Origin of the sequence: Paenibacillus sp. FSL R5-0912, from assembly GCF_000758605.1 — a bacterium.
In the GTDB taxonomy this organism is placed as follows: domain Bacteria; phylum Bacillota; class Bacilli; order Paenibacillales; family Paenibacillaceae; genus Paenibacillus_AQ.
The window spans coordinates 960,713-973,125 of record NZ_CP009282.1 but is presented as its reverse complement, the minus strand read 5'-3'; the positions used below and the strand labels follow the sequence as shown (position 1 = coordinate 973,125).

Annotated in this window: 5 protein-coding genes, 14 tRNA genes and 3 rRNA genes; 2 read left to right on the top strand and 20 right to left on the bottom strand. The window is 50.4% G+C overall.

What is annotated here, in order from left to right; translation table 11 throughout:
• Nucleotides 1-246: 246 nt before the first annotated feature.
• Nucleotides 247-1,698 (top strand): catalase KatA, encoded by a 1,452-nt coding sequence (katA, locus tag R50912_RS04195; protein ID WP_042232654.1) that lies wholly within the window; start codon nt 247-249, stop codon nt 1,696-1,698.
• A 94-nt stretch (nt 1,699-1,792) separates the two neighbouring features.
• Here katA and R50912_RS04190 read toward each other — a convergent pair whose 3' ends face one another.
• The 20 genes from R50912_RS04190 to R50912_RS04095 form a co-directional block, all read right to left on the bottom strand.
• A complete protein-coding gene (locus tag R50912_RS04190) occupies nt 1,793-2,743 on the bottom strand; it encodes a helix-turn-helix transcriptional regulator (RefSeq protein WP_042232652.1) in 951 nt (316 codons plus the stop codon).
• Between the two features lie 257 nt (nt 2,744-3,000).
• Nucleotides 3,001-3,071 (bottom strand) — tRNA-Gly (locus tag R50912_RS04185).
• 12 nt (nt 3,072-3,083) lie between these two features.
• Nucleotides 3,084-3,157, bottom strand: a tRNA-Pro gene (locus tag R50912_RS04180).
• Nucleotides 3,158-3,309: 152 nt separating this feature from the next.
• Nucleotides 3,310-3,386 (bottom strand) — tRNA-Arg (locus R50912_RS04175).
• A 10-nt stretch (nt 3,387-3,396) separates the two neighbouring features.
• Nucleotides 3,397-3,471 (bottom strand) — tRNA-Gly (locus tag R50912_RS04170).
• Nucleotides 3,472-3,478: 7 nt separating this feature from the next.
• A tRNA-Leu gene (locus R50912_RS04165) sits at nt 3,479-3,562 on the bottom strand.
• A 16-nt stretch (nt 3,563-3,578) separates the two neighbouring features.
• Nucleotides 3,579-3,654, bottom strand: a tRNA-Lys gene (locus R50912_RS04160).
• 27 nt (nt 3,655-3,681) lie between these two features.
• Nucleotides 3,682-3,756, bottom strand: a tRNA-Gln gene (locus R50912_RS04155).
• A 94-nt stretch (nt 3,757-3,850) separates the two neighbouring features.
• Nucleotides 3,851-3,928: transfer RNA gene (locus R50912_RS04150), tRNA-Asp, on the bottom strand.
• Nucleotides 3,929-3,935: 7 nt separating this feature from the next.
• Nucleotides 3,936-4,009 (bottom strand) — tRNA-Met (locus R50912_RS04145).
• Between the two features lie 33 nt (nt 4,010-4,042).
• Nucleotides 4,043-4,118 (bottom strand) — tRNA-Val (locus R50912_RS04140).
• A gap of 116 nt (nt 4,119-4,234) precedes the next feature.
• A tRNA-Glu gene (locus R50912_RS04135) sits at nt 4,235-4,309 on the bottom strand.
• 50 nt (nt 4,310-4,359) lie between these two features.
• A tRNA-Ser gene (locus R50912_RS04130) sits at nt 4,360-4,449 on the bottom strand.
• A 3-nt stretch (nt 4,450-4,452) separates the two neighbouring features.
• A tRNA-Asn gene (locus tag R50912_RS04125) sits at nt 4,453-4,528 on the bottom strand.
• Between the two features lie 3 nt (nt 4,529-4,531).
• Nucleotides 4,532-4,608: transfer RNA gene (locus R50912_RS04120), tRNA-Ile, on the bottom strand.
• A 63-nt stretch (nt 4,609-4,671) separates the two neighbouring features.
• Nucleotides 4,672-4,788: ribosomal RNA gene (rrf, locus tag R50912_RS04115) — 5S ribosomal RNA — on the bottom strand.
• Nucleotides 4,789-4,865: 77 nt separating this feature from the next.
• Nucleotides 4,866-7,794 (bottom strand): 23S ribosomal RNA (locus tag R50912_RS04110).
• 386 nt (nt 7,795-8,180) lie between these two features.
• A 16S ribosomal RNA gene (locus R50912_RS04105) occupies nt 8,181-9,738 on the bottom strand.
• Together the 16S, 23S and 5S rRNA genes with 14 tRNA genes alongside form the textbook arrangement of a ribosomal RNA operon.
• A gap of 400 nt (nt 9,739-10,138) precedes the next feature.
• On the bottom strand, nt 10,139-11,314 hold the full coding sequence (locus tag R50912_RS04100) for an Acg family FMN-binding oxidoreductase (protein ID WP_231637767.1): 1,176 nt from the start codon (nt 11,312-11,314) through the stop codon (nt 10,139-10,141).
• A 40-nt stretch (nt 11,315-11,354) separates the two neighbouring features.
• On the bottom strand, nt 11,355-12,002 hold the full coding sequence (locus R50912_RS04095) for a TetR/AcrR family transcriptional regulator (protein WP_052415974.1): 648 nt from the start codon (nt 12,000-12,002) through the stop codon (nt 11,355-11,357).
• A gap of 276 nt (nt 12,003-12,278) precedes the next feature.
• Between R50912_RS04095 and R50912_RS34035 the strand changes: the two genes are divergently transcribed.
• A complete protein-coding gene (locus R50912_RS34035) occupies nt 12,279-12,404 on the top strand; it encodes a DUF4023 family protein (RefSeq protein ID WP_076248006.1) in 126 nt (41 codons plus the stop codon).
• Nucleotides 12,405-12,413: the final 9 nt, after the last annotated feature.

Sequence of the window (12,413 nt, the reverse complement as noted above, 5' to 3'; positions counted from 1 at the left end):
GACGTTGTCACCTTACTTCTTCAGCTTCATACCTCCCTTTCCCTCTCTCTCGCTCTTGCCCTTGCCATCCAATATTGCGAGATATATTCCGTGCCCAGAGGCAGTCCGCATTATCATGATCACAACTTCTTCCGCATATAGTTAATTATAATAATTATAAAAAAGGATTGATTTTATTTAATTTTTTGTTATTATAAAACTTATACTTAATCTAAAATCAAATCCTAATACGAGGTGACTGTATTCATGAGTGAGAGCAATAACAAACTAACGACAAGCTGGGGTGCCCCGGTAGGTGACAACCAGAATTCTATGACAGCCGGTTCCCCCGGACCCACTTTGCTGCAGGATGTTCATCTGCTGGAGAAATTAGCCCATTTCAACCGGGAGCGTGTTCCTGAACGTGTCGTCCATGCCAAAGGCGCCGGTGCCCATGGTTATTTTGAAGTCACCAATGATCTCTCCCAATATACGAAGGCTTCCTTCTTGTCTGAAGTCGGCAAACGCACACCGATGTTCATCCGCTTTTCCACTGTAGCCGGAGAATCGGGATCTTCCGATACCGTGCGCGATCCGCGCGGCTTTGCCGTGAAATTCTACACCGAAGAAGGCAACTACGACCTCGTCGGCAACAATACACCTGTCTTTTTCATCCGTGATGCAATTAAATTCCCGGACTTTATCCATACTCAGAAACGCCATCCGCAGACGCATCTGAAGAACCCGAACGCTGTGTGGGATTTCTGGTCGCTCTCCCCGGAATCCCTGCACCAGGTTACCATTCTGATGTCTGACCGCGGCATACCGGCCACCCTCCGTCATATGCACGGCTTCGGCAGCCATACGTTCAAGTGGGTGAATGCAGAAGGCGCGGCAGTATGGGTGAAATACCATTTCAAAACAGAGCAGGGCGTCAAGAATCTCGATGTTAATCTGGCTGCGCAGATTGCCGGCGATAACCCGGATTATCATACAGAGGACTTGTTTAATGCGATCGACAAAGGGGATTTCCCCGCCTGGAGACTGCATGTGCAGATCATGCCTATAGAGGATGCTGACACCTACCGTTTCGACCCGTTTGATGTTACCAAGGTATGGTCCCAGAAGGATTACCCGCTGATTGAGGTGGGCCGCATGGTGCTGGACCGCAATCCGGAGAACTACTTCACCGAAGTAGAGCAGGCTACCTTCTCTCCGGGATCATTTGTGCCAGGGATAGAAGCCTCTCCTGATAAAATGCTCCAGGGCCGCCTCTTCGCCTACGGCGACGCCCACCGCTACCGGGTAGGAGCGAATCACAACCACCTGCCGATTAACCGGCCCATCGCCGAGGTGAACAATAATCAGCGGGACGGCGCGCTGAATCACACTAATAACGGCGGAGGCTCCGTGTATTACGAGCCTAACAGCTTCGGCGGGGCAACTGAATCGCCGCAGGATAAACCGGCTGCTTTTGCAGTCTCCGGCCAAGCCGATAGTGTCCCTTATGATCACAACGATCATTTCACCCAGCCGGGTGATCTCTATCGTCTGCTGGGTGAAGAGGAGCGTGCCCGGCTCGTACGCAATATTGTAGGCGCGATGACTCCTGTCGAGTCAGATGAGATCAAGCTTCGCCAGATTGGCCATTTCTACAAAGCTGATCCGGAATTTGGCCGGCGTATTGCGGACGGGTTGGGACTGGTGGTACCGGAGTAACTCCACTTGCACCCTTCAGCGCACAGAAACCCCTGACTTCATAAGTCAGGGGTTTCTTGGGATCATCGTATTTGCATTTTTCTATGTATATTCCCTAATAATACACATTCATCCACTGCTCCAGCTGCTGCCTCAGTCCCTGTCTCGCGGATGCCGGCTCAAGAATCTCGGCGTTAGGACCATATTGCAGAATCCACTTGATAAATTCCTTGTCATTATTGACAGTGACTTCAAACAGCAGACTTCCGTCTTCTTCGTCGGTCATCCGTGGATGAACGAACAATTCCTCTTCTTTGATGTAACGTGCTACCTCCGGATGAAACCGCACTTTGAAGGTCGTATTCTTATTGCCCCGGTCGATCGACCAGGTGTTTTTCAGATACTGTTTAATATTAAAATCCCTTTTGTCGAAGGAGGTATCCGTCACCTCAACCTGCTGAAAACGGCTGATGCGAAACGTGCGGATTGCCCTCTTCAGGTGGCAATAGCCAATCAGATAGAATCTCTGGTCACGCGGAATCAAATAATAAGGATCAATCTCCCGCTGCGTTGTCTCGTTCCGCAATTGCGAGTGATAGACCGTACGAATCCGCCGTTGTTCCATAATCGCCCCGATCAGCGGCTGCAGGAAATTCCGGCTCTCCTTGCGGTACGCAGGCTTGCCCATTTGAATAATATCTGAAATATTCTCAAGCATTCCATTCTGTTTGGATTTCTCCTTCAGATGTGTGCCCATGACTTTGTCAAAGGCAGATAGAAAACCTGGGGGGATTTTGCCGGGAGCCAGCACGGAGGGCAACAGAGAGAAAGCCATCGCCTCCTGCTCGGAGAAATCCAGCGGGTATAAGAAGAATTTCCCCATAAACTTATACCCCGTTCCTCTCCCCTCATTCATCACCGGTGCAAAATGACTGATCACATCCAGGTCCCTATAAATCGTTCTAATATTCACCTCGCACCGGAATGCCAGATCCGCAGCCGTAATCCCGGGATTCGACTGGATGGCGTTAATAATCTTGAAGATCCGTATTACTTTGTCTGTCATAATAAATGCTCCTCAACTTCCAAGTAAATAGTGCCTGTACTTCCATAGTTCTAATATAACAGGTCTATATAAACATGACTGTCTGCAAAATATAGCATTACCAGCCCATAGGGCGGCCACCAGCATATACTATGTATTTTTAGTAAGTAACACTTCCGCCCCACACTAAAAAAACACAACAGCATCAACCTGTCGTGTCCCTGGAATAAAACAAACAAAAACCCTTGAATATCAAGGGTTTCTGCAACTATTATTTAAGCGGGTGATGGGAATCGAACCCACGCTATCAGCTTGGAAGGCTGAAGTTCTACCATTGAACTACACCCGCAAAGGTGAAATATCGGGATGACACGATTTGAACATGCGACCCCCTGGTCCCAAACCAGGTGCTCTACCAAGCTGAGCTACATCCCGTAAATATAAAAGCTATACTGCAAAGTAATAATGGCGCGCCTTGAGAGATACGGATGCTTCGCATCCGATTGCGAAGTTATTCTATCGAAGTCTATGCTCCAACGAACTCGTTCGAATCTGGGGACACTTTGATGATCCAATGAAGTTATAAATGGCGCGCCCTGAGAGATTCGAACTCCCGGCCTTTTGATTCGTAGTCAAACGCTCTATCCAGCTGAGCTAAGGGCGCAAAATCTATATGGAGCGGACGACGGGAATCGAACCCGCGACCCTCGCCTTGGCAAGGCGATGCTCTACCGCTGAGCCACGTCCGCAAAAACATGGTGCGCGTGAAGGGACTTGAACCCCCACGTCGTGAAACGCCAGATCCTAAGTCTGGTGCGTCTGCCATTCCGCCACACGCGCACACTTTATAAGAAAATGGTGAGCCATGAAGGACTCGAACCTTCGACACCCTGATTAAAAGTCAGGTGCTCTACCAACTGAGCTAATGGCTCTCATAAGAGAAATAAACATAAATGAAATGGCTGGGGATATAGGAATCGAACCTATGAATGACGGAGTCAAAGTCCGTTGCCTTACCGCTTGGCTAATCCCCAATATTAATAATTAGCAGACACTACGGAATCGGGTGGATACTCTATACTTCGAGATATAGGATGCTCAATCCCTGATACCTTCATACAATAAAAATGGCGGAACCGACGGGATTCGAACCCGCGATCTCCTGCGTGACAGGCAGGCATGTTAGGCCAACTACACCACGGTTCCAAATTAATTGCGGGGGCAGGATTTGAACCTGCGGCCTTCGGGTTATGAGCCCGACGAGCTACCGGGCTGCTCCACCCCGCGTCAATGTTAAAGATCTATTCTGTTAAAGATAGATGGTGGAGGCTGAGGGGTTCGAACCCCCGACCCTCTGCTTGTAAGGCAGATGCTCTCCCAGCTGAGCTAAGCCTCCATGTATGACTCGTATGGGATACTCTCCACTCCGTTACGAGATTGCGATGTATTCCTTACGATGCCTATGCTTCAACGAACCCAGGGAATTCTCATCCCATTAATCGAAGAAGAAATTGGTGACTCGTATGGGATTCGAACCCATGTTACCTCCGTGAAAGGGAGGTGTCTTAACCCCTTGACCAACGAGCCATGCTGTTTAAAATTGTCTTTCTCATCCCTATACAGAGAAGGTAAAGCTACGGAGAGAGAGGGATTCGAACCCTCGAGACGCTTGTGGCGCCTACACGATTTCCAATCGTGCTCCTTCGGCCAAACTCGGACACCTCTCCAGATGGCTCCCCGAACAGGACTCGAACCTGTGACAACTCGATTAACAGTCGAGTGCTCTACCAACTGAGCTATCAGGGAATATGGTGGGCCTTAGTGGACTCGAACCACTGACCTCACCCTTATCAGAGGTGCGCTCTAACCAGCTGAGCTAAAGGCCCGTTCTCATACACCTATTTAACTAATAAGGGCAAAAAAAATACCACAGTGTGTGTGGATTGTCCGCTTGGCGGCGTCCTACTCTCCCAGGACCCTTCGGTCCAAGTACCATCGGCGCTGGAGGGCTTAACGGTCGTGTTCGGGATGGGTACGCGTGGAACCCCTCCGCTATCGCCACCAAACGGGCATTTACAGCGTAAATGCTTCAGGAATTGATTCCTGAAAACTGAATCCGAAACGAATCTGCGCTCTAAGAAATTTGGATAAGCCCTCGACCGATTAGTATTGGTCAGCTCCATGCATTGCTGCACTTCCACCTCCAACCTATCTACCTCGTCGTCTTCAAGGGGTCTTACTAGTTGGGAAATCTCATCTTGAGGGGGGCTTCACGCTTAGATGCTTTCAGCGCTTATCCCGTCCGTACGTAGCTACTCAGCCATGCTCCTGGCGGAACAACTGATGCACCAGCGGTACGTCCATCCCGGTCCTCTCGTACTAAGGACAGCTCCTCTCAAATTTCCTGCGCCCACGACAGATAGGGACCGAACTGTCTCACGACGTTCTGAACCCAGCTCGCGTACCGCTTTAATGGGCGAACAGCCCAACCCTTGGGACCTACTTCAGCCCCAGGATGCGATGAGCCGACATCGAGGTGCCAAACCTCCCCGTCGATGTGGACTCTTGGGGGAGATAAGCCTGTTATCCCCAGGGTAGCTTTTATCCGTTGAGCGATGGCCCTTCCATGCGGTACCACCGGATCACTAAGTCCGACTTTCGTCCCTGCTCGACTTGTAGGTCTCGCAGTCAAGCTCCCTTATGCCTTTGCACTCTGCGAATGATTTCCAACCATTCTGAGGGAACCTTTGAACGCCTCCGTTACTCTTTAGGAGGCGACCGCCCCAGTCAAACTGCCCGCCTGACACGGTCCCCGTACCCGCTTAGGGCACTAGGTTAGAACCTAGATACGATCAGGGTGGTATCCCAACGGCGCCTCCGCAGAAGCTTGCGCTCCTGCCTCAACGGCTCCCACCTATCCTGTACAGATCGTACCCAAATTCAATATCAAGCTGCAGTAAAGCTCCATGGGGTCTTTCCGTCTTGTCGCGGGTAACCTGCATCTTCACAGGTATTAAAATTTCACCGGATCTCTCGTTGAGACAGCGCCCAAGTCGTTACGCCATTCGTGCGGGTCAGAATTTACCTGACAAGGAATTTCGCTACCTTAGGACCGTTATAGTTACGGCCGCCGTTTACTGGGGCTTCGGTTCACAGCTTCGGGTTGCCCCTAACCACTCCCCTTAACCTTCCAGCACCGGGCAGGCGTCAGCCCGTATACTTCGCCTTGCGGCTTCGCACAGACCTGTGTTTTTGCTAAACAGTCGCTTGGGCCTTTTCACTGCGGCCCCCTCGGGCTATTCACCCTACCGAGGCACCTCTTCTCCCGAAGTTACGAGGTCATTTTGCCGAGTTCCTTAACGAGAGTTCTTCCGCGCGCCTTAGAATTCTCTTCTCGCCTACCTGTGTCGGTTTGCGGTACGGGCACCTTCTCCTGGCTAGAGGCTTTTCTTGGCAGTGTGAGATCATGACCTTCGCTACTACAATTTTCGCTCCCCATCACAGCCCAGCCTTATTGATGTGCGGATTTGCCTACACATCAGCCTCACTGCTTAGACGGACATATCCATCAGTCCGCGTCACTACCCTCCTGCGTCACCCCATCGCTCATAGCGGATTACGGTGGTACAGTAATTTCAAACTGTTGTCCTTCGACTACGCCTTTCGGCCTCGCCTTAGGTCCCGACTTACCCTGAGCGGACGAGCCTTCCTCAGGAAACCTTGGGCTTTCGGCGGATCAGATTCTCACTGATCTTTTCGTTACTCATACCGGCATTCTCACTTGTATGCTGTCCAGCGCTCCTTACGGTACACCTTCAACCCACATACAACGCTCCCCTACCCCAGATACAAAGTATCTAGCCATAGCTTCGGTGGTGTGTTTAGCCCCGTTACATTTTCGGCGCAGAGTCACTCGACCAGTGAGCTATTACGCACTCTTTCAATGGTGGCTGCTTCTAAGCCAACATCCTGGTTGTCTGTGCAACTCCACATCCTTTCCCACTTAACACACACTTGGGGACCTTAGCTGATGGTCTGGGCTGTTTCCCTTTTGACAATGGATCTTAGCACTCACTGTCTGACTCCCGGCAAGAAGTTAATGGCATTCGGAGTTTGACTGAGCTTGGTAACCCTTGCGGGCCCCGCACCCAATCAGTGCTCTACCTCCACCACTCCATTCACCGAGGCTAGCCCTAAAGCTATTTCGGGGAGAACCAGCTATCTCCGAGTTCGATTGGAATTTCTCCGCTACCCCCACCTCATCCCCGCATTTTTCAACATGCGTGGGTTCGGGCCTCCAGTGCGTGTTACCGCACCTTCACCCTGGACAGGGGTAGATCACACGGTTTCGGGTCTACGTCCACATACTCATTCGCCCTATTCAGACTCGCTTTCGCTGCGGCTCCGTCTTCTCGACTTAACCTTGCATGTTAAACGTAACTCGCCGGTTCATTCTACAAAAGGCACGCCATCACCCAGTAATAGGGCTCTGACTTTTTGTAAGCACACGGTTTCAGGTTCTATTTCACTCCCCTTCCGGGGTGCTTTTCACCTTTCCCTCACGGTACTGTTTCACTATCGGTCGCCAGGTAGTATTTAGCCTTAGCAGATGGTCCTGCTGGATTCATACGGGGTTTCACGTGCCCCGCACTACTCGGGATCCGTCTCGGAGAGAACACAGTTTAGGCTACAGGGCTTTTACCTCTATCGCGGGCCTTTCCAGACCTCTTCACCTACCATATTCCTTTGTAACTCCATGTGAGACGTCCCACAACCCCAAGAGGCAAGCCCCTTGGTTTAGGCTGTTCCGCGTTCGCTCGCCGCTACTGACGGAATCACTATTGTTTTCTCTTCCTCAGGGTACTTAGATGTTTCAGTTCCCCTGGTCTGCCTCTGCGTATCCTATGTATTCAGATACGAGTAACTGCGAATTACCACAGCTGGGTTTCCCCATTCGGACACCCCCGGATCAAAGCTTGCTTACAGCTCCCCGAGGCAGTTTCGTTGTTCGCCACGTCCTTCGTCGGCTCCTGGCGCCTAGGCATCCTCCGTGTGCTCTTATTAGCTTAACCAATCGCTCCGGTATTGGCTCATTCGCTCATCTTGTTTTAAACAGCGCTTCCGGATGAATCCGTCCGCTAGTCTGTTTAAAGCCAAAAGTCGCTCATAATCCAAAACCATCGCTCAGCATGACTAATAACTATTTCAACTTGCTTACACAAGTTTCAGCTAAAAGATGTTCTAAAACGCAAATTCGTTTCGGTATCCAGTTTTCAAGGATCAAGGTGCTGAAATTTCGGGACAATCACGACTGTGATGTTCGAAAATTCAGACAGTTTAAAGATGAGAGCTTAAACTCTCAAAACTGACCAACGAGTGAGTAACAGGCCTAAACCTGAGTTTTGGAAGTAATACTTCCGATTTGAATGTTTCCGTTGCAGGAAACGATTCTCCATAGAAAGGAGGTGATCCAGCCGCACCTTCCGATACGGCTACCTTGTTACGACTTCACCCCAATCATCTACCCCACCTTCGGCGGCTGGCTCCCTTGCGGGTTACCCCACCGACTTCGGGTGTTGTAAACTCTCGTGGTGTGACGGGCGGTGTGTACAAGACCCGGGAACGTATTCACCGCGGCATGCTGATCCGCGATTACTAGCAATTCCGACTTCATGCAGGCGAGTTGCAGCCTGCAATCCGAACTGAGACCGGCTTTGCTGGGATTGGCTCCACCTCGCGGTTTCGCTTCCCGTTGTACCGGCCATTGTAGTACGTGTGTAGCCCAGGTCATAAGGGGCATGATGATTTGACGTCATCCCCACCTTCCTCCGGTTTGTCACCGGCAGTCACTCTAGAGTGCCCAGCCTTACCTGCTGGCAACTAAAGTCAAGGGTTGCGCTCGTTGCGGGACTTAACCCAACATCTCACGACACGAGCTGACGACAACCATGCACCACCTGTCTCCGATGCTCCGAAGAGGGGCACTATCTCTAATGCTTTCATCGGGATGTCAAGACCTGGTAAGGTTCTTCGCGTTGCTTCGAATTAAACCACATACTCCACTGCTTGTGCGGGTCCCCGTCAATTCCTTTGAGTTTCAGTCTTGCGACCGTACTCCCCAGGCGGAGTGCTTACTGTGTTAACTTCGGCACCAAGGGTATCGAAACCCCTAACACCTAGCACTCATCGTTTACGGCGTGGACTACCAGGGTATCTAATCCTGTTTGCTCCCCACGCTTTCGCGCCTCAGCGTCAGTTACAGCCCAGAAAGTCGCCTTCGCCACTGGTGTTCCTCCACATATCTACGCATTTCACCGCTACACGTGGAATTCCACTTTCCTCTTCTGTACTCAAGTCACCCAGTTTCCAGTGCGACCCCAGGTTGAGCCCAAGGTTTAAACACCAGACTTAAATGACCGCCTGCGCGCGCTTTACGCCCAATAATTCCGGACAACGCTTGCCCCCTACGTATTACCGCGGCTGCTGGCACGTAGTTAGCCGGGGCTTTCTTCTCAGGTACCGTCACTCCGGTAGCAGTTACTCTACCGGACGTTCTTCCCTGGCAACAGAGCTTTACGATCCGAAAACCTTCATCACTCACGCGGCATTGCTCCGTCAGGCTTTCGCCCATTGCGGAAGATTCCCTACTGCTGCCTCCCGTAGGAGTCTGGGCCGTGTCTCAGTCCCAGTGTGGCCGTTCACCCTCTCAGGTCGGCTACGCATCGTCGCCTTGGTGAGCCGTTACCCCACCAACTAGCTAATGCGCCGCAGGCCCATCCCCAAGTGGCAGATTGCTCCGCCTTTCATTCTCTCTTCAGGAGAGGAAAGAAATTATCCGGTATTAGCTACCGTTTCCGGTAGTTATCCCAGTCTTGAGGGCAGGTTGCCTACGTGTTACTCACCCGTCCGCCGCTAAATTCATTTGAAAGCAAGCTTTCAAATGAACTCCGCTCGACTTGCATGTATTAGGCATGCCGCCAGCGTTCGTCCTGAGCCAGGATCAAACTCTCCAAATTGGTTTTAGAAAGAGCGATTGCTCATTTTGAAACATCTGACGAGAATTTTCATTCTCTATTTTGGATCTCGCCGAAGCGATCTCCAGGTACTCACTCGTTGTTCAGTTTTCAAAGATCAAGCTCGTTGTCAGCAACGACTACCGCGTCACCAGCAACTCTTATAATATATCACATCCAACCGATCAATGCAAGCTCTTTTTTTCAACTTCTTTTCGAGCTCGGCGTTGATGTTTCGCGGCCAGAAATAGAATATATCATGTATGGATTGTGATTGCAAGCATTTTTTTGAAACTATTTTGTACATTACCTTGAACTCCAGGTTCTTCACGGATTTGATCCAACAGGATAGAGAATATCCACAGAGTGAAGGCTTGTTCCTATCTCTAGCAGATTTACGGATTTAATTATTGTCCAGTAGCTCCAGCACATCCCGCCTCATGCTAAGCGGCGCTGTCTTAAGCGGAGTACCCACACGAGCCAGCATTTGAATCGTCTGACCTGGAGCGGCATACACGCTGTGAATTCCGCTGTACAGCACACTCATCTCCGGATATTCCTCCAGCACCTGGCTTAACGGCTGCATCGCCAGCCCCTCGAGGTGGGCGGTCAAGGTTAACCGGCTGTAGAGCATGCCGCTCCGGACCTGACTGATCCGGCTGTTGTCATCGCTGATAATTAGCGCGTACGCAGGTGTGCTGTTGACCGAAGCCGTTGTGGAGTTGATAAACTGCTTCGAAGCGGCTTTCCCTTCGTTCATGGATGGAAACAGAGTTACTGCACCCTGAAGGATATGGCGCATAATACCGCTAGTCCCCTGTCCTTCTACAGAGAATCCATCACGGAATTGATTCTTCTCCCGTTCATTGGCACGGAAGATCCGTGCGGATTCCTGCATCACAGAATCTACACCAGCCTCTATTACTGCCGCCTCCACGGCATAGTCCCCCAATATCTTCATATTGCCTGGATCCTGAGCAATATTCATATGTAGACCGCTGATATCATTAATACTCTGCAGTCCCTTCAATTGAGCTAGGCTGAGCTTATCGGAAGTATAAGGTCCCCTGTTGGTATCCGGCTGGAACAAATAATTGTAGAGCGGCGGCTGGCTCACCAGACTTATGCTATTGAGCGTAAGACGTGCAACTGGTTTGCTAGCCATACTCTCTTCCAGTCTGCTCTCATCATACTCGCCTTCAGGAAACAGTTTGATATCTACCTGATAACCCAGCTGTTGTCCTGCAATCCGTACATATTCCAGAAAGGTTCCCTGTGAAATCATGAACTGTCTTGCTTCAGGATCGACCGCCGGAGACAGACGTCTGTTGTCGGCATATAGCGTAAACACTTTATCATTCTTCTGATCCAGCTTGATCCGCCAAGGCTGCATATTATGCCCGCTTGCAGCCAGCAGACCATGTGCGGCCAGTCTCAATCTGGGATCTGTCATAGCTGCGGAGTAGCCCGGCTTCCAAGGCTGCAAGTAATGCTGCTGTCTGAAGACCCCGCTAAAGAGCATTAATAAGGCAAACACGGCAAGGACTAGCCCGGCAATAAGCGAAATAATTAGCTTCAATATTTTAATGCGCCTCTTTCCTTTCAATGGACCCGCTCCTCTAGACTTTTATAGACTCAAGCATCAGATGGAAGGCTGCCATTACGAGTTCATCCGGTGTTGTCGAATGCATCTGCCTGAGATAATTCCCCTTCTTCCGCGCTGTATTCAAAACACCGATCACACAAGACCACAGCACCAGCGCGGTTTGGACTGGATTCAGGCTTGTACGGATTACGCCCTCTTCTATCCCTTTGCGGGTTAGCCCGATTAAGTACTCTGTCATCGTCTCACCCAAGGCATAACATTCCTCTCTGGAGGCGTCCGTGATTCCCCTATCGAAGTCAATCTCTGCGGTCTCGTATTCCATAATGGCCTTGAAGTATTCCGGGTGCACTTTGCTGAAACGGTAAAAAACCTCGCCCATTTGCATAAGGCTTTCTATGGCATTAGCGGTCTTCGTCTCGAGCAATTCCTGCTGCAGCATCCCTTGCATCAATCTATAGCCCCTGATCATGATCTCAAAGTAAAGCTGTTCCTTGCTGTTGAAATATACATATAGCGTTCTCTTGCTGAACTCTGCCGCTGTAGCAATGTCATCCATGGTCGTATTCTGATACCCTCTGGCAAAAAAGACTGTCTCCGCTGCTTCTATAATGTCGTTCCTGCGAATCTCCTTCTCTTTCATTCTGCGTTCGACGCTTCCCACAGTCTCGCCCCCTCAATCTGCACCGCAATGTAATTAAGTAAACTATGAGTTTACTTTGCGCTTTTTGGGGTCCTGATGTCTGTGAGGTTGGTTACATTCGAAAGAAATAAGCATGCATGAGAAGAGTCCGAAGTGGATAAATTAACTACACCAAACGTAAGCGTATGCTTTCATAGCTATGCTTAACAACACTGAAGCTTATGCTTCCGGAGTGAGTTTTGTTCAATGTATATTCACTGGGGTTAAGCTGAGCAAACTTTTAGGAGGACCGCCGTAATGGACACTCATGAATTCGTGGAGAAATTCCAGGAGAATCAGCGGAAAGCGCTGAAGAACAGAAACCGGGGCAAAGGAACACCGGGCGCACGCCTTGCGAACAAACAGCACAGCACCAATAAATAGGCTACAACA